This is a genomic window from Pseudomonas sp. 1L-C-7-B-C1, assembly GCF_057291635.1.
In genome coordinates this window covers 157,921-174,036 of sequence record NZ_JBXAWH010000010.1, presented here as the reverse complement: position 1 = coordinate 174,036, position 16,116 = coordinate 157,921, and the positions used below count along the sequence as shown (strand labels likewise).

Sequence of the window (16,116 nt, the reverse complement as noted above, 5' to 3'; positions counted from 1 at the left end):
CGCAGCCCCCCAGTACAGGTGAATTTCGTGAGCCAGCCTACGCCAGCCGTGCGTACCTTCCAAGACTTGATCCTCGCCCTCCAGCAATACTGGGCTGAGCAAGGTTGTGTGGTACTTCAGCCCTACGATATGGAAGTGGGCGCCGGCACTTTCCACACCGCTACGTTTCTGCGCGCCATCGGCCCGGAAACCTGGAACGCCGCCTACGTACAACCGAGCCGTCGTCCTACCGATGGCCGTTATGGCGAGAACCCGAATCGCCTGCAGCACTACTATCAATTCCAGGTCGTTCTTAAGCCCAACCCGGACAATTTCCAGGAGCTGTACCTTGGCTCGCTGAAGCACGTGGGTCTTGACCCACTCGTGCACGACGTTCGCTTTGTCGAAGACAACTGGGAATCCCCAACCCTCGGCGCCTGGGGCCTGGGTTGGGAGATCTGGCTGAACGGCATGGAAGTGTCGCAATTCACCTATTTCCAACAGGTCGGCGGTATCGAGTGCTACCCGGTCACCGGCGAAATCACCTACGGCCTCGAACGTCTGGCGATGTACCTGCAAGGCGTCGAGTCGGTCTACGACCTGGTCTGGACTGACGGCCCGTTCGGCAAAGTCACCTACGGCGATGTGTTCCATCAGAACGAAGTGGAGCAATCGACCTATAACTTCGAGCACGCCAACGTCGACAAGCTGTTCGAGCTGTTCGATTTCTATGAAAGCGAAGCCGTGCGCCTGATCGAGGTCGAGCTGCCACTGCCGAGCTACGAAATGGTCCTCAAGGCCTCTCACACCTTTAACTTGCTGGATGCCCGTCGCGCGATTTCCGTGACGGCGCGTCAGCAGTACATTCTGCGCGTCCGCACCCTGGCTCGCTCCGTGGCCCAGGCGTACCTGATGGCCCGGGCCAAGCTCGGCTTCCCGATGGCCGCGCCCGATATTCGCGATGAAGTGTTGGCCAAGCTGGAGGCTGCGCAATGAGTGCTCAAGATTTTCTGGTTGAACTGGGCACTGAAGAACTGCCACCCAAAGCATTGAATACCCTGGCCGATGCGTTCATGGCCGGTATCGAAAAAGGTCTGCAGGCTGCCGGTCTGACTTACAGCGCCAAGCAGGTCTATGCCGCGCCGCGTCGTCTGGCCGTGGTGATCAGTCAACTCGCCACCGAGCAGCCGGATCGCAGCGTCAATCTGGACGGCCCGCCACGCCAGGCCGCGTTCGATGCCGATGGCAATCCGACCCAGGCTGCCTTGGGCTTCGCCAAGAAGTGCGGCGTGGACCTGAGCGAAATCGACCAGAGCGGCCCGAAACTGCGCTACAGCCAGAGCATTCCTGGCAAGCCAACGTTGAGTCTGCTGCCGACCATCATCGAAGATTCCCTCAACGACCTGCCGATCCCGAAGCGCATGCGCTGGGGCGCGCGCAAGGAAGAATTCGTACGTCCGACCCAATGGCTGGTCATGCTGTTTGGTGATCAAGTCGTCGACTGCACCATCCTCGCCCAGACGTCCGGTCGTGAATCCCGTGGCCATCGCTTCCATCATCCGGACAGCGTGCGCATTACCTCGCCGGCCAACTACGCCAGCGATTTGCGCGCGGCCTACGTGCTTGCGGATTTCAACGAGCGTCGTCAGTTGATCAGCAAGCGCGTCGAAGAACTCGCCACGCAACACGAAGGTACCGCCATCGTGCCGCCGGCATTGCTCGATGAAGTGACTGCGCTGGTCGAGTGGCCCGTGCCGCTGGTGTGCTCGTTCGAGGAGCGTTTCCTTGAAGTGCCGCAGGAAGCCCTCATCACCACGATGCAGGACAACCAGAAGTACTTCTGCCTGCTGGATGCCGAAGGCAAGCTGCTGCCGCGTTTCATTACTGTGGCGAACATCGACAGCAAGGACCCTTCACAGATCGTCCACGGCAACGAGAAAGTAGTTCGCCCGCGTCTGACCGACGCCGAGTTCTTCTTCAAGCAGGACAAGAAGCAGAAGCTGGAAACATTCAACCAGCGTCTGCAGAACGTGGTGTTCCAGGCGCAACTGGGCACGGTCTTCGATAAGGCCGAGCGCGTTTCCAAGCTCGCTGCGTTCATCGCGCCACGCATTGGCGGCGATGCCCAGCGCGCCGCACGTGCAGGCTTGCTGTCCAAGTGCGATCTGGCGACCGAAATGGTTGGCGAGTTCCCCGAAATGCAGGGCGTTGCAGGCTACTACTACGCCTTGGCCGACGGCGAACCCGAAGACGTCGCACTGGCGTTGAACGAACAGTACATGCCGCGCGGCGCTGGCGCTGAATTGCCAGGCACGTTGACCGGCGCCGCTGTGGCCATCGCCGACAAGCTCGACACACTCGTGGGCATCTTCGGCATCGGCATGCTGCCGACCGGCAGCAAAGACCCGTACGCCTTGCGTCGGGCCGCGCTCGGGATCCTGCGTATTCTGATCGAGAAGAAGCTGGATCTGGATTTGGTCAAAACCGTGCAGTTCGCCGTCGCTCAGTTCGGTGTGAAGATCAAACCGGCCGGTCTGCCGGAGCAGGTTTTGGAGTTCATCTTCGACCGTCTGCGCGCGCGTTATGAAGACGAAGGCGTAGACGTTTCGGTTTACCTGTCGGTGCGTGCCTTGCAGCCTGCTTCGGCGCTGGACTTCGATCAACGTGTTCAGGCTGTTCAAGCCTTCCGCAAATTGCCTGAAGCGGCAGCACTGGCCGCCGTGAACAAGCGCGTTTCTAATCTGCTGAGCAAAGCGGACGGGAACATCGCCCAGACCGTCGAACCGAAGTACTTCGATAACGCCAACGAGTTCTCGCTGTACTCGGCGATTCAGCAAGCAGATCAGGCCGTAGCGCCGATGTCCGCGAGCCGTCAGTACAACGAAGCGCTGACCCGTCTTGCGGCACTTCGCGAGCCTGTGGATGCGTTTTTCGAGGCCGTGATGGTCAATGCGGAAGACGCCAGCGTGCGAGCCAACCGGTACGCCTTGCTTGCCCGTCTGCGCAATCTGTTCCTCGGCGTTGCCGACATCTCGTTGTTGGGCTGACAGCGGAGCGGATGCCAATGAAGTTGCTGATTCTCGATCGGGACGGGGTGATCAATCAGGACTCCGACGCCTACATCAAGTCGGTGGAGGAATGGGTTCCGATCCCTGGCTCAATCGAGGCCATTGCGCAACTGAGCAAAGCCGGCTGGACGGTGGCAGTGGCTACCAACCAGTCCGGCATCGCTCGCGGTTACTACGATCTCGCAACGCTCGATGCCATGCACGCACGCCTGCGTGAACTCGTGGCGGAGGAGGGTGGCGAGGTCGGACTGGTCGTTTATTGCCCCCACGGCCCGGACGCCAACTGCGACTGCCGGAAGCCAAAACCGGGAATGCTGAAGGTCATTGCCCGCCATTACGCCGTCGATTTACGCGGCGTGTGGTTTGTGGGCGACAGCAAGGGTGACCTGGGGGCGGCGGTGGCCGTCGACTCACAACCTGTTCTGGTCATGACCGGTAAAGGTCAGAAGACGCGAAGCGGTGCATTACCCGCAGGCACGTTGGTTTTTGACGATCTGGCGGCGGTTGCCGCAGAACTTATTCACAACAGCGCCCCGTTGAACGGCTAACGGCTATTCAACGGCTCGCTCAATTCGGGCAATTTCCCCGTAACGGTAAAAGCAGCTATGTCGATTGTGCAGGCCATCAGGATTTTCTTCTTTTACCTGCTGCTGGGCACTACCGCCCTGCTGTGGTGTTCGCTGAGTTTCTTTATTGCACCTTTCCTGCCGTTCCGTCTTCGTTATCGCTTCATCAATGTGTACTGGTGCCGCTGCGCCTTGTGGCTGACCCGCGTTTTCCTCAACATCAAAGTCAACGTCACCGGCCAGGAAAATATTCCCGAGACACCGTGCGTGATTGTCTCCAACCACCAGAGCACGTGGGAAACGTTTTTTCTCTCGGCCCACTTTCAGCCTTTGAGCCAAGTGCTTAAGCGGGAGCTGTTGTACGTGCCATTCTTTGGCTGGGCCATGGCGATGCTGCGTCCCATCGCCATCGATCGCAACAATCCCAAAGCCGCGCTTAAAGTCGTGGCAAGGAAAGGCGACGAGTTGCTAAAAGACCGGGTCTGGGTGCTGATCTTCCCTGAAGGCACACGCGTACCCTACGGCCAGATCGGAAAGTTCTCGCGCAGTGGTTCGGCACTGGCCGTAAACGCTGACTTGCCCGTTCTGCCTATTTCCCACAATGCCGGCCGCTATTGGCCGAAAGAGGGATGGGGCAAAAAGCAGGGCACTATTGAAGTTGTGATTGGCGAACCGATGTACGCAGAGGGGACTGGTCCTCGCGCAATTGCTGCGCTTAACGATCGAGTGTCAACGTGGAACGAACAAACCCAGCGCGACTTGGGATCGCCCGCAATGCCCGCACCTGCACCCGAGAAAACACCGGCGTGAATTGTGGATAACCTGTGCACGAATAAATCAGAATTTGAAGAATTCGCTGCTAACTCGTTAATTTAAATGCTTATTTCTTCAGGCGCTCAAAACGCCAAAACGTGCATAAGTTTTTTCTCATCGTCTGCCGATGACCTGAAAAGACCGGTCTTGAGCCTGTGCAGCCCAAGACCGTTATGTGAATCAAGCCGTTCTAGCCGGCGCTGAAATTCGCAGAGTGCAGAGCGCTCCCACACCCACCAACACAATCCCCCCACACGCCGCTGCGACAAATCCCATGGCGGGGGAAACGCTGTCGATCGCGAATCCCACAATCGGCGCGGACAATGTCTGACCTATTCGGTACGCCGAATCGTGCAACCCCATCACTTCACCTCTCACGCTGGAAGGCGCCAGCTTGGCGACGGCTTCCGAGCCTGCGGCCAGCGTCGGTGTGCACAGCAAATTGGTGGGCAACAGCGCGAGCATCAGCCACCACCAGACGTCATCAAAAAACACTACGGGCAGCAGCAGCAGGCTCATTGCCAAGGCGAGTTTCATCTGCGACCACGACCTGTGAACAATCCCGTGCACGTACCCACCGACAATGGAGGCAATGGACATGGCGGCGATGACATACCCGGTAAAGGCAAGTTGATCGCTGGCGCGCAGCACGGCGATCAGTGCCAGCTCGGTGCCATACAACACGAACAACGCACCCGCACTGACGAACATTACCGCCAGCAAACGGCCGCTCATCCAGGTGCGGAGTTTGGGACGTACGCGACCAGGATTTGCAGCGACTTCATCCACATTGCGCGTCGGCCAGTTCAACACATAGAGCACGACATAGGAGAGCGCGCGCCAGAGGCCAATGCCCGCCAGAGTGGCAGTCGCCGAATAGGTAGTGATCAACAGGATGCCAGTGGCGGGCCCGATGACGAAGGAAAGCTCCATGAGCATCATGTTGAGCGAGTAGGCAGGCCGGCGCTGATCCTCCGGTACCAGACTGGCAACGAACTGCCTGGCAAGCGAACCCGTCGGCACCGTAAATAGACCGGCTACAAAAGCCAGAAGGACATACAGCCAGTAGCTCACCATCGGCAGCAGGATCCAGGCGAGGGTCGACAGCGTCCCGCATACCGCCACTACCGGGCGTAGGCCGTGACGGTCAATCATCCGGCCGAGGAGGGGAGAGCCAACGGCAAAACCCAAGGCGGTCGAGGTCCCCACTACGCCCGCATCAAAATAGCTGCCGCCCATTTCATTGAGCACATGCAGGCTCAACGTGAGCCCCATGATGGTCAGCGGCAGCCCCGCAACGAACATAAAGAACGTGGCAGGCAGCACTCGAGGGATAGCCAGCACTTTCTGGTATTTGCGAATCGACATAAGACTGAGGTCTCCTTGGTCGTACATCTGTCCTGATGCAACGTTTTAATCGGAGGGAATCCAGGTTTTTACCGCTGTCATTCACCACTCAAGGCGCAACGACACTGACCTGCCTAATAAAATCTATCGTTCGAGTTTCAGGGCCAAATTATTGGCTGACAGGGCATGCAGGTAATCCGCATCCCGATTAGAGATGCCAATTAGACGTGCATCATCCCCAGTGTATCGTTCAGGCTCAAAACCATTTCCAACCCTCTCGATATCGCGCGTCCCCGACGGCGTGAGCGTCACAGCGGTGAATGGATCGAACCGACATGACCCTGATCTCGCGCGGAGGCTGTATGAATACGTTGGGTGACCTGGCGTCCAGAAGAAACAACAACTTCAACCTGATCAGAATGCTGGCCGCTACGGCGGTACTGATTTCCCACAGTTACCCTCTTGCACTCGGCCGTGAAGCGATCGAGCCGCTCTCGAAGTGGATTGGTCTGTCTCTGGGTGAACTGGCGGTAATCACATTCTTCTGCGTCTCCGGCTTTTTTATCTCCCTGAGTCGCGATCGCGCGGCCAGCACGATGGACTTTTTCATCGCTCGATTTCTGCGCATCTATCCTGGGCTAACACTTGTGCTGCTGATCAGCGTGTTGCTGATCGGAGCCTTGTTTACGACACTGGGTCCGTCAGAATATTTCAGCTCAGGTGAAACATACGGTTATCTAATCCATAACCTGACGCTCTTCAGCATGAAATTCCAGCTGCCTGGCGTGTTCGAAAACAACCCTTGGCCCGGCATCAACGGGTCGCTGTGGACACTCTTTTACGAGGTCACGCTCTACGTACTGGTCGGCGGACTTGGCGCATTCGCGTTCTACAGTGAGGGATGCAAATTCGCGGGCTTTCTAACGTTTTACGCTGCGCTGTACGTCACCTTCAAAGCCCTGATGCTGAACACCACGCTGCTCGAAGATTTCCACTGTGCCGAGTTCTTCTTCACGTGGAGTTTGCCGTTTGTGCTGGGCATGTCGTTCTACCGATATCGCGACTATATTCCGCATCGATTTATTGGCTTCCTGCCCTTCGCCGCGTTAGCCGTCTGCACTTGGCGCACGCCGTATTTCTTTGAGTGCTTTGTGCTGGCCTGGGCGTATTTGATTTTCTACCTCGGGTTTGCCACCCGCCCCGTGACCGACCGTTACAACCAGCTGGGTGATTACTCGTACGGTGTTTATATCTACGCTTTCCCGATTCAGGAAATCCTCGCCCATCTGTTTAAAGGCATTGGGCCTGTCAGCATGATGCTGCTAGCGTTCCCGCTTGCGTTGCTGGCAGCCGTCTTCTCCTGGCATTCCATCGAGAAGCCAGCTATGGCTTGGCGCCGTGGGCTTTCTTCGATGTTAGGCAGTCACCTGGACACCTTGAAAGGCCGCTGGCCCGGAGTCAGGAAAGGTGCCGTATGATGACCTGCGCACCGACTGAGCAGCTAGCCGTGTCCAGCATGGATTCAACAGGGAGTTGGCAATGAAGAGATTTCAGGTGCTGGACGGCTTCAGGGGTATCTGCGCTTTAAGCGTTGCGGTCTATCACATCCACATTCCACTGAGCTTCGGCGAATGGGTGTTCTTCAGGAATGCTCATTACCTGGTGAGCTTTTTCTTTGTCCTGAGCGGCTTCGTCATGGTCCACACCTACGGGCAGCGGCTTGCAACGACGGACCAATTCAAGCAGTTCTTTATCACTCGCACCTTCCGACTGTACCCACTGCACGTCGTTGTGCTCATGCTCGCCATCGCATTGGAGGTGATGAAGCTGGGCGCGGAGCATGCCGGCATAGCGTTCAATCAGCCCAGCTTCACCGGACAGCGTGCGCCTCAGGAAATCATCCCCAACCTGCTCCTGTTGCAATCCTGGTGGCCGGGATTCAATCCCCAGTCGTTCAACTTTCCGGCGTGGAGCATCAGTGTCGAGTACTACGTCTACATTATCTTCGCGGGGATATTCTTGTGTACCCCACGCATTGCCACGCTGACGTTTCTGATGATCTCGTTGGTGGCTACGGTGTGTTTGTCCTTGGGACTTGCCTCTCTGATGGAGCCCGCATTGCAGGGACTGTCCTGTTTCTTTGCAGGGGTGATGACCTATCACCTCTATCAGGTTATTCACACCAAGAGCATTTCGCGCTGGCTGCACACTGCCCTGGAAGTAGTCGGGATTTGCCTCGCAGTGAGTGTGCTGGTGAGTAACGTCGATCAAAAACAGATCATTCTGATGTTGGTGTTCTGCGCGCTCATGTTGATTTTCTCCTTCGAGGGAGGGGTGGTCTCGACCTTGCTGAAAACTCGCCCGTTCGAGAAGCTGGGCGTGCTGTCCTACTCGATCTACATGACCCATGCGATGGTTCTGTTCGCCTTCACCCTGGGCATGCTTTTTTTAGGGAAAGTCACCGGCTACACCTTTGTCACTTACGCTGCTGCGGCGCCAGGCCCGATGCTTTCATTCAATAATGCAATGGCTGATAACTTCCTGCTACTTGGCCTGTTAATCATCATCGTGGGCATATCTGCGGTCAGCTACCGCCTCATTGAACAGCGCGGTATCGAATGGGGCAAACGCTTGAGCAGGAGAGGGCGGACTACCCTGCCGATCAGTCCAGTGAAGACCGTGAGCTGAATCTTTAAACAAAAAAAGCCCCAATCGATTCGCATCGTTGGGGCTGTTTTGATAGCGGGTGAACCTTAGAAATCCAGGTTCGATACCGCCAGTGCGTTAGCTTCGATGAAGTCGCGGCGCGGTTCTACTGCATCACCCATCAGGGTGTTGAAGATCTGATCAGCGCCGATGGCGTCTTCGATCGTCACCTTGAGCATACGTCGCACGCTTGGGTCCATCGTGGTTTCCCACAACTGATCAGGGTTCATCTCACCGAGACCTTTGTAGCGCTGGATGGTGTGACGCTTAGTGCTTTCTGCCATTAGCCAGGCCAGCGCTTCCTTGAACTCAGTGACCGCTTTCTTGCGTTCGCCACGTTGGACGTAAGCGCCTTCTTCCAGCAGCGTGCTGATCTGAGCACCGAGCGCTGTGACTGTCTTGTAGTCGTTGCTGCCGAAGAAATCGCGGTTGAACGTCACGTAGTTGGACAGCCCATGGGAGATCAGTTCGACCTCTGGCAGCCATACGTTACGCTCGCGGTCTTCACGCAAGCTGGCCTTGTAGACCAAGCCGGATTTCTCACCCACGCGCAGGCGTTCATCAAACTTCGCCAGCCACTCTTGCATGGCGGCATGATCAGACAGCTGCTCCATTGGCACAGCTGGCAGGTAGACGAAGTGCTCGGTCAGCTCTTGCGGGTACAGACGGGAGAGTCGCTTCAGGGTCTTCATGACCATGCGGAAGTCGTGAACCAGTTTCTCCAGCGCTGCACCAGAAATGCCAGGCGCCGATTCGTTCAGGTGCAGGCTCGCATCTTCCAGGGCCGACTGGGTCATGTACTCCTCCATGGCCTCGTCGTCTTTGATGTACTGCTCTTGCTTGCCTTTCTTCACCTTGTACAACGGCGGCTGGGCAATGTAGATGTAGCCACGCTCAACCAGTTCCGGCAGCTGACGGAAGAAGAAGGTCAGCAACAGGGTACGGATGTGCGAACCGTCGACGTCGGCATCGGTCATGATGATGATGTTGTGGTAGCGCAGTTTTTCGATGTTGTATTCGTCACGGCCGATACCGCAGCCCAGTGCCGTGATCAACGTGCCCACTTCCTGGGACGAGATCATCTTGTCGAAGCGCGCCTTTTCCACGTTCAGGATCTTGCCCTTGAGTGGCAGGATGGCCTGAGTCTTACGGTTACGTCCCTGCTTGGCGGAACCGCCAGCAGAGTCACCTTCCACAAGATACAGCTCGGAAAGGGCAGGGTCCTTTTCCTGGCAGTCAGCCAGCTTGCCGGGCAGGCCTGCGATATCCAGCGCACCTTTGCGGCGAGTCATCTCACGCGCCTTACGCGCGGCTTCACGAGCACGTGCTGCGTCGATCATCTTGCCGACAACGGCTTTCGCTTCGTTCGGGTTCTCGAGCAGGAAATCAGAGAAGTACTTGCCCATTTCCTGCTCAACCGCGGTCTTCACTTCTGAAGACACCAGCTTGTCTTTCGTCTGCGAGCTGAACTTTGGATCAGGGACTTTGACGGAGATGATCGCCGTCAGGCCTTCACGCGCGTCGTCGCCGGTGGTGGCGACTTTGTGCTTCTTCGCCAGACCTTCCTGCTCGATGTAGTTGTTCAGGTTACGCGTCAGGGCAGAACGGAAACCCACGAGGTGGGTACCACCGTCGCGCTGCGGAATGTTGTTGGTGAAGCACAGAAGGTTTTCGTTGAAGCTGTCATTCCACTGCAGGGCAATCTCAACGCCGATGCCATCTTCACGCTGGATGTTGAAGTGGAAGACCTGATTCACAGGCGTTTTATTGGTGTTCAGGTATTCAACGAATGCCCGCAGACCGCCTTCATATTTGAACAGCTCTTCCTTGCCGCTGCGCTCGTCCTTAAGAACGATACCCACACCGGAGTTGAGGAACGACAACTCGCGAATGCGCTTGGCGAGGATGTCCCAGCTGAAGTGAATATTCTTGAAGGTTTCGGAGGAGGGCTTGAAGTGGATCTCTGTACCCGTGGTGTCACTTTCACCAACGATCTGCATTGGCTCTTGTGGAACACCATGAACGTACGTCTGTTCCCAAACTTTACCGCTGCGGCGAACAGTGAGGTTTAAAACCTCGGAAAGTGCGTTGACGACCGAAACGCCCACACCGTGCAGACCGCCCGACACCTTGTAGGAGTTGTCGTCGAACTTACCGCCAGCGTGCAATACAGTCATGATGACTTCGGCCGCTGAAACGCCTTCTTCTTTATGCACGTCAACCGGAATGCCGCGACCGTTGTCACGAACAGTGATCGATTCGTCCGGGTGAATGATGATACTGATGTCGTCACAGTGACCAGCCAACGCCTCGTCGATCGAGTTGTCCACAACCTCAAACACCATATGGTGGAGGCCGCTGCCATCGTCTGTGTCGCCGATATACATACCAGGACGCTTGCGTACGGCATCGAGTCCTTTCAGCACTTTGATGCTGGTCGAGTCGTACGTTTGGTTTTCGCTCATGCCTTCACTCCCGGTGGTCGTGGGTCTGGGTGATATTGCCGTGTTCCACGTGGAACAAAGCAACTGGCGTTTCCATCAGCCAGCCTTCCCTCAACAATTCATGATCTACGCAGGTGATAAACACCTGGCAGCGTAATTCTTCCAGCAGGCGACATAGCGCACCGCGGTGATTCTCATCGAGTTCCGATGGAAGATCGTCGACGAGATAAATGCATTGGCCCCGACGGGCCGCACTGACTAGATGTCCTTGAGCAATACGAAGGGCACAGACCACAAGCTTCTGCTGCCCACGAGAAAGAATATCCGCCGCGTTGTGCCCGCCAAGTCGCAAGCGCAAGTCCGCGCGTTGCGGCCCTGCTTGCGTGTGACCCATTTGCTGGTCACGGTAGAGGGACGATGCCAAAACGTCACTCAGGTTTTTTTCCTTGTCCCATCCTCGATAGTAACTAAGCGTCAGCCCATCGATCTGAACAAGCTCACTCAGTGTCTGCTCGAACACAGGCTTCAGCGCTTTGATATAAGCGCGCCGAAACTCGTCAATCTCATCGCTCGCAAGACACAGTTCACGGTCCCATGCGGCCTGCGAAGCGGCGTCAAGTGTACCATGGCGAAGCCACGAGTTCCGCTGCCTGAGGGCCTTCTGAAGCCGCTGCCAGGTCGACATGAAACGAGGTTCCACGTGGAACACTCCCCAATCCAGAAACTGACGACGGATCTTCGGCGCACCCTCAAGGAGTCGAAAACTGTCGGGGTTAATTAGCTGGAGCGGTAACGTTTCGGCGAGTTGCGCGGCGCTCTTTGCGTTCTGCCCATCAATACGGATCTGGAAGTCTCCCTGACGCTCTCGGGAAACACCCAGGCTGCTATGACCACCTTCAGCAAGTTCAACCTGGCCGAAGACCGTGCACGCAGGTTGCTCGTATTGAATAACTGGCTGCAATCGCGCGCTACGAAAAGAGCGCGCCAAGCCAAGGAGATGGATAGCTTCCAGCACACTGGTTTTGCCGCTGCCGTTGGCGCCGTAGAGGATGTTGATGCGGGGTGATGGGGAGAAGGTCACCGGGTGCAGATTGCGCACTCCGGTGACCGAGACGCGGCTAAGAGACATCGATCAACTGCTGTTACAGGCGCATCGGCATAACGACATAGGCCGAGTCGTCATTGCCTGACTCCTGCACCAAAGCGCTGCTGTTCGAATCCGAAAGAATCAGACGGACTTGCTCCGTGGTCATGACACCCAGTACGTCGAGCAGGTAGCTCACGTTAAATCCGATCTCAAGAGAGCTGCCGTTGTAGTCGACGCTGATTTCTTCCTCGGCTTCTTCCTGCTCCGGGTTGTTCGCTTGAATCTTCAACTGACCGTTGGCCAACTGAAGGCGGATACCTCGATATTTTTCGTTGGAGAGAATCGCCGTACGGCTGAACGCCTCGCGCAGTGCCTGACGATCACCGACGACTAGCTTGTCACCGCCCTTGGGCAGCACTCGCTCGTAGTCAGGGAATTTGCCGTCGACAAGCTTGGATGTGAACGTGAACTCACCTGTGGTCGCGCGAATGTGATGCTGACCCAGCACGATGCTGACCAGCCCGTCTTGCTCAGTCAGCAGTCGCGCCAGTTCCAGGATGCCCTTACGCGGCACGATCACCTGGTGACGGTCAGCCTGCTCGATCTCTGCAGCCATGGAACACATCGCAAGACGATGCCCATCAGTTGCGACCGCGCGGAGAATGCCCGACTGAACTTCAAGCAGCATGCCGTTGAGGTAGTAGCGAACGTCCTGCTGGGCCATGGCAAAGCTGGTGCGCTCGATCAAGCGGCGCAGCTTGCTTTGAATTAGGCTGAACGTAAGCGAACCCGGACCTTCTTCCACAGTGGGGAAGTCATTGGCAGGCAGGGTAGAAAGCGTAAAGCGGCTGCGACCCGCTTTGACAATCAGCTTTTGTTCGTCGAGCTTGATGTCAATCAGTGCGTCATTGGGAATGCTTTTGCAGATGTCCATCAGCTTGCGCGCGGGGACGGTGATTTCGCCCGGCTCAGCAGGCTCTTCCAACTGCACGCGGCCGACCAGCTCGACTTCGAGGTCCGTACCGGTCAAAGACAGCTGCTGGCCCTCAACGACCAAAAGTACGTTCGAAAGAACCGGCAAGGTCTGACGGCGTTCGACAACGCCCGCGACCAGTTGCAGGGGTTTCAACAGGGCTTCGCGTTGAATGGTGAAATGCATGGTCTAGTCCCTTGCCTTGATAAGCTGCGTCAGCGTCACGTTGTCAATGTCCGCAGCAGGTTCTTGTAGTCCTCGCGGATGTCCGCATCGGATTCTTTCAATTCGTTGATCTTCCGGCACGCATGCAACACCGTTGTGTGGTCACGGCCGCCAAACACATCGCCGATTTCCGGAAGACTGTGGTTGGTCAGTTCCTTGGACAATGCCATCGCTACTTGCCGCGGTCTTGCGACAGACCTCGAACGGCGCTTCGACAGCAAGTCGGATATCTTGATCTTGTAGTACTCGGCCACGGTCCGCTGAATGTTATCCACACTCACCAGCTTGTCTTGCAATGCGAGCAAGTCCTTCAACGATTCACGGATCAGTTCAATGGTGATGTCTCGGCCCATGAAGTGCGAGTGAGCGATGACACGCTTCAGCGCACCCTCAAGCTCACGCACGTTAGACCGGATGCGCTGAGCGATGAAGAACGCGGCGTCATGAGGGAGATCGACTTTCGCCTGATCTGCCTTCTTCATCAAAATCGCTACCCGCGTTTCCAGCTCCGGTGGCTCGACCGCGACTGTCAGGCCCCAGCCGAAACGTGACTTCAAGCGCTCTTCCAGGCCTTCGATCTCTTTAGGGTAGCGGTCACTCGTAAGAATAACCTGCTGCCCCCCCTCCAGAAGCGCGTTGAAGGTGTGGAAAAACTCTTCCTGGGAACGCTCTTTGCGGGCGAAAAATTGAATGTCATCGATCAGCAGTGCATCGACTGAGCGATAGAAGCGTTTGAACTCATTGATTGCATTGAGCTGAAGCGCCTTGACCATATCCGCCACAAAACGCTCGGAGTGCAAATACACAACCTTGGCATTCGGGTTCTTCTTGAGCAAGTGGTTACCCACAGCATGCATCAAGTGAGTCTTACCTAAACCCACGCCGCCATACAGGAAGAGCGGGTTGTAACCGTGTTTGGGATTGTCCGCTACCTGCCAGGCGGCCGCTCGAGCCAACTGGTTGGATTTACCTTCGACAAAATTTTCGAACGTAAAGGTCCTGTTCAGATAGCTGGTGTGCTTCAGCGCGCCCTCAACTTGAACACTACGCTGCTCGGCGCGAGCAGGAGCTTGCTGGGAACTGGCGCCTGCCATCGGATCGAAGCTCGCCCGGGAAGGTTCGTCTTCGACATTCAAGGAGGTCTGAATCATCGGAGCAGGCGTTGCGACGGACTGCGGTGCCGGTGAGGCCACCGGGGCATCGTTGTTGCTCGCGTTCTGAGCGGCCTGAGATGCTGCAGCAGCTGCAGCGAGCGGTGCGTTCGGGGCTGCACGTGGCGCTGAACTACGCTTGCTGCCTATTAATAAGGAAAGCGCGGGCGCGACTCCCTGACCGTGCTCGCCCAGCAGCTCGAGCAGTCGGCTCAGGTACTTCTCATTCACCCAGTCCAGCACGAATCGGTTGGGCGCATACACGCGCAATTCGTCGCCTTCGGCTTCAACCTGTAACGGACGGATCCAGGTGTTGAATTGCTGGGCAGGCAGCTCATCGCGCAAGAGCTCAACGCATTGCTGCCAAAGTTCCACTGACACAAATATCCCCTAGGTTCCGAAGCCGGCGCGGCAAAAACAAGCCGCCATTGTAACCACCCGTAGCGGACTTATCCACATGAAGGTAGGGCGCCGACTCATGAAACCAAACAGAAAGTCCTAAACAGAACGACCAGCGGTGGATAGTTAAGGTCTGTGGATAACCTAGCCTCAGCTCGTTGCATAAACCCGGTCTGAAACCTGTGGATAAAGCAACTGTGGATAAATTCTCGTTCTATCCACAGCTTGTCGCCAGCTGTCACACAACCGCAGCACCGTTTGTGGACAGACTTTCTTCGCTCTGTACACCACGTGATGCAGGGCTTGTAGAGCCTTATCCACAGAAATCCCCGCCTTAAGCTTTTATAAGCTTTACAAAGAAGCTTTAAATACCTTCCTTCTTTATTTCTATATCTACGTGCCAAGAATGCACCGCCCGATCTCTCGCTGTCGATGGAATGCACTCAGCAAGTAAATGCAAGAAACATTGGTTGGAAATTGACCTGCGTGCCCGCTTTCTCTAGAATCCCCGGTCTCTTAAAACGGGGGCCATTCCGGCCCGTTGTGGACGAACCAGGTAACACGCCATGAAACGTACTTTCCAACCCAGCACTATCAAGCGCGCTCGCACCCACGGTTTCCGTGCTCGTATGGCCACCAAAAACGGTCGCGCAGTTCTGTCGCGTCGTCGCGCCAAAGGCCGTAAGCGTCTGGCAGTTTGATTAATCGGCACAGGTGGTGAGTCAGGACTTCAGTCGGGAAAAGCGTTTGCTGACACCCCGGCATTTCAAGGCAGTCTTTGACTCCCCTACCGGCAAGGTTCCGGGGAAAAATCTCCTGCTCCTTGTGCGCAACAACGACCTTGATCATCCCCGTCTCGGGCTGGTGATCGGCAAGAAGAGCGTGAAGCTCTCCGTCGAGCGCAACCGTTTGAAACGCCTGATGCGTGAGTCGTTTCGCCTTCACCAGGACAACCTGGTTGGATGGGATATCGTCGTCGTCGCACGCAAAGGCTTGGGTGACATTGAAAACCCCGAATTGATTCAGCATTTCGGCAAGCTCTGGAAACGTCTGGCGCGCAGCCGGCCCGATCCCGAACTTAAAACCGAAACTGCGGGGGTAGACAGTCCTGATGCGTAAACTGGCGCTCGTTCCGATCCAGTTTTACCGCTATGCCATCAGTCCTCTGATGGCCAGTCACTGTCGTTTCTACCCCAGTTGCTCCTGCTACGCGTACGAGGCCATTGAAAATTATGGTCTGGTGCGCGGTGGCTGGCTGACCTTACGTCGCTTAGGTCGGTGTCATCCGTGGAATCCCGGTGGTTATGACCCGGTTCCACCTGCTCCCACCTCCCGTTCCTCTTCGATGGCCGAGTAAT

Annotated in this window: 14 protein-coding genes; 9 read left to right on the top strand and 5 right to left on the bottom strand. The window is 56.5% G+C overall.

Annotation, left to right across the window (positions count from 1 at the left end):
- Positions 1-27 precede the first annotated feature (27 nt).
- The 4 genes from glyQ to AC0Z8Z_RS16700 are packed head-to-tail and all read left to right on the top strand — an operon-like array spanning position 28 to position 4,423.
- Complete coding sequence (gene glyQ / locus AC0Z8Z_RS16715; RefSeq protein WP_065988033.1) at positions 28-975, top strand: glycine--tRNA ligase subunit alpha; 948 nt, start codon at positions 28-30, stop codon at positions 973-975.
- Positions 972-3,026 carry a glycine--tRNA ligase subunit beta gene (glyS, locus tag AC0Z8Z_RS16710; RefSeq protein WP_485619822.1) on the top strand — a complete coding sequence of 685 codons (2,055 nt, stop codon included), beginning with the start codon at positions 972-974 and terminating at the stop codon, positions 3,024-3,026. Before glyQ ends, glyS begins: the two co-directional genes overlap by 4 nt.
- An 11-nt stretch (positions 3,027-3,037) precedes the next feature.
- Complete coding sequence (gene gmhB, locus AC0Z8Z_RS16705; RefSeq protein ID WP_485619821.1) at positions 3,038-3,595, top strand: D-glycero-beta-D-manno-heptose 1,7-bisphosphate 7-phosphatase; 558 nt, start codon at positions 3,038-3,040, stop codon at positions 3,593-3,595.
- A 57-nt stretch (positions 3,596-3,652) separates the two neighbouring features.
- Positions 3,653-4,423: a lysophospholipid acyltransferase family protein gene (locus AC0Z8Z_RS16700; protein ID WP_485619820.1), complete on the top strand. Its 771-nt coding sequence runs from the start codon at positions 3,653-3,655 to the stop codon at positions 4,421-4,423.
- Positions 4,424-4,606: 183 nt separating this feature from the next.
- Here AC0Z8Z_RS16700 and AC0Z8Z_RS16695 read toward each other — a convergent pair whose 3' ends face one another.
- Positions 4,607-5,794 (bottom strand): MFS transporter, encoded by a 1,188-nt coding sequence (locus AC0Z8Z_RS16695; protein ID WP_485619819.1) that lies wholly within the window; start codon positions 5,792-5,794, stop codon positions 4,607-4,609.
- 314 nt (positions 5,795-6,108) lie between these two features.
- Here AC0Z8Z_RS16695 and AC0Z8Z_RS16690 point away from each other — a divergent pair, with 314 nt between their 5' ends.
- Positions 6,109-7,251: an acyltransferase family protein gene (locus tag AC0Z8Z_RS16690; RefSeq protein ID WP_485619818.1), complete on the top strand. Its 1,143-nt coding sequence runs from the start codon at positions 6,109-6,111 to the stop codon at positions 7,249-7,251.
- A 61-nt stretch (positions 7,252-7,312) separates the two neighbouring features.
- Complete coding sequence (locus AC0Z8Z_RS16685) at positions 7,313-8,461, top strand: acyltransferase family protein (protein ID WP_485619817.1); 1,149 nt, start codon at positions 7,313-7,315, stop codon at positions 8,459-8,461.
- A gap of 65 nt (positions 8,462-8,526) precedes the next feature.
- On the opposite strand, the gene gyrB is transcribed toward AC0Z8Z_RS16685, so the two are convergent.
- Genes gyrB through dnaA form a run of 4 tightly spaced genes read right to left on the bottom strand, consistent with a single transcriptional unit; the run spans position 8,527 to position 14,740 of the window.
- Entirely contained in the window at positions 8,527-10,944 is a 2,418-nt protein-coding gene (gene gyrB, locus AC0Z8Z_RS16680) for a DNA topoisomerase (ATP-hydrolyzing) subunit B (protein ID WP_282365446.1), read from the bottom strand.
- A 4-nt stretch (positions 10,945-10,948) separates the two neighbouring features.
- The gene (recF, locus tag AC0Z8Z_RS16675) at positions 10,949-12,052 is read right to left on the bottom strand and encodes a DNA replication/repair protein RecF (RefSeq protein WP_172610182.1); all 1,104 of its coding nucleotides are present in this window, start codon (positions 12,050-12,052) and stop codon (positions 10,949-10,951) included.
- Between the two features lie 13 nt (positions 12,053-12,065).
- Entirely contained in the window at positions 12,066-13,169 is a 1,104-nt protein-coding gene (gene dnaN / locus AC0Z8Z_RS16670) for a DNA polymerase III subunit beta (RefSeq protein ID WP_122534264.1), read from the bottom strand.
- A gap of 35 nt (positions 13,170-13,204) precedes the next feature.
- Entirely contained in the window at positions 13,205-14,740 is a 1,536-nt protein-coding gene (dnaA, locus tag AC0Z8Z_RS16665) for a chromosomal replication initiator protein DnaA (RefSeq protein WP_172610183.1), read from the bottom strand.
- 584 nt (positions 14,741-15,324) lie between these two features.
- On the opposite strand from dnaA, the gene rpmH reads away from it, so the two are divergent.
- Genes rpmH through yidD form a run of 3 tightly spaced genes read left to right on the top strand, consistent with a single transcriptional unit; the run spans position 15,325 to position 16,115 of the window.
- On the top strand, positions 15,325-15,459 hold the full coding sequence (rpmH, locus tag AC0Z8Z_RS16660; protein ID WP_002551315.1) for a 50S ribosomal protein L34: 135 nt from the start codon (positions 15,325-15,327) through the stop codon (positions 15,457-15,459).
- Between the two features lie 16 nt (positions 15,460-15,475).
- Positions 15,476-15,877: a ribonuclease P protein component gene (gene rnpA, locus AC0Z8Z_RS16655; RefSeq protein ID WP_122534378.1), complete on the top strand. Its 402-nt coding sequence runs from the start codon at positions 15,476-15,478 to the stop codon at positions 15,875-15,877.
- Positions 15,870-16,115, top strand: a complete 246-nt coding sequence (yidD, locus tag AC0Z8Z_RS16650; RefSeq protein ID WP_074886126.1) for a membrane protein insertion efficiency factor YidD — start codon at positions 15,870-15,872, stop codon at positions 16,113-16,115. Before rnpA ends, yidD begins: the two co-directional genes overlap by 8 nt.
- The last annotated feature ends 1 nt before the right edge of the window (position 16,116 follow it).

Bases quoted from the DNA above. Each gene is read 5' to 3' on its own strand.
- gyrB (WP_282365446.1), bottom strand. From the start codon at position 10,944: ATGAGCGAAAACCAAACGTACGACTCGACCAGCATCAAAGTGCTGAAA.
- AC0Z8Z_RS16685 (WP_485619817.1), top strand. From the start codon at position 7,313: ATGAAGAGATTTCAGGTGCTGGACGGCTTCAGGGGTATCTGCGCTTTA.
- AC0Z8Z_RS16700 (WP_485619820.1), top strand. From the start codon at position 3,653: ATGTCGATTGTGCAGGCCATCAGGATTTTCTTCTTTTACCTGCTGCTG.
- gmhB (WP_485619821.1), top strand. From the start codon at position 3,038: ATGCCAATGAAGTTGCTGATTCTCGATCGGGACGGGGTGATCAATCAG.
- AC0Z8Z_RS16690 (WP_485619818.1), top strand. From the start codon at position 6,109: ATGACCCTGATCTCGCGCGGAGGCTGTATGAATACGTTGGGTGACCTG.
- rpmH (WP_002551315.1), top strand. From the start codon at position 15,325: ATGAAACGTACTTTCCAACCCAGCACTATCAAGCGCGCTCGCACCCAC.
- AC0Z8Z_RS16695 (WP_485619819.1), bottom strand. From the start codon at position 5,794: ATGTCGATTCGCAAATACCAGAAAGTGCTGGCTATCCCTCGAGTGCTG.
- recF (WP_172610182.1), bottom strand. From the start codon at position 12,052: ATGTCTCTTAGCCGCGTCTCGGTCACCGGAGTGCGCAATCTGCACCCG.
- dnaN (WP_122534264.1), bottom strand. From the start codon at position 13,169: ATGCATTTCACCATTCAACGCGAAGCCCTGTTGAAACCCCTGCAACTG.
- yidD (WP_074886126.1), top strand. From the start codon at position 15,870: ATGCGTAAACTGGCGCTCGTTCCGATCCAGTTTTACCGCTATGCCATC.
- glyS (WP_485619822.1), top strand. From the start codon at position 972: ATGAGTGCTCAAGATTTTCTGGTTGAACTGGGCACTGAAGAACTGCCA.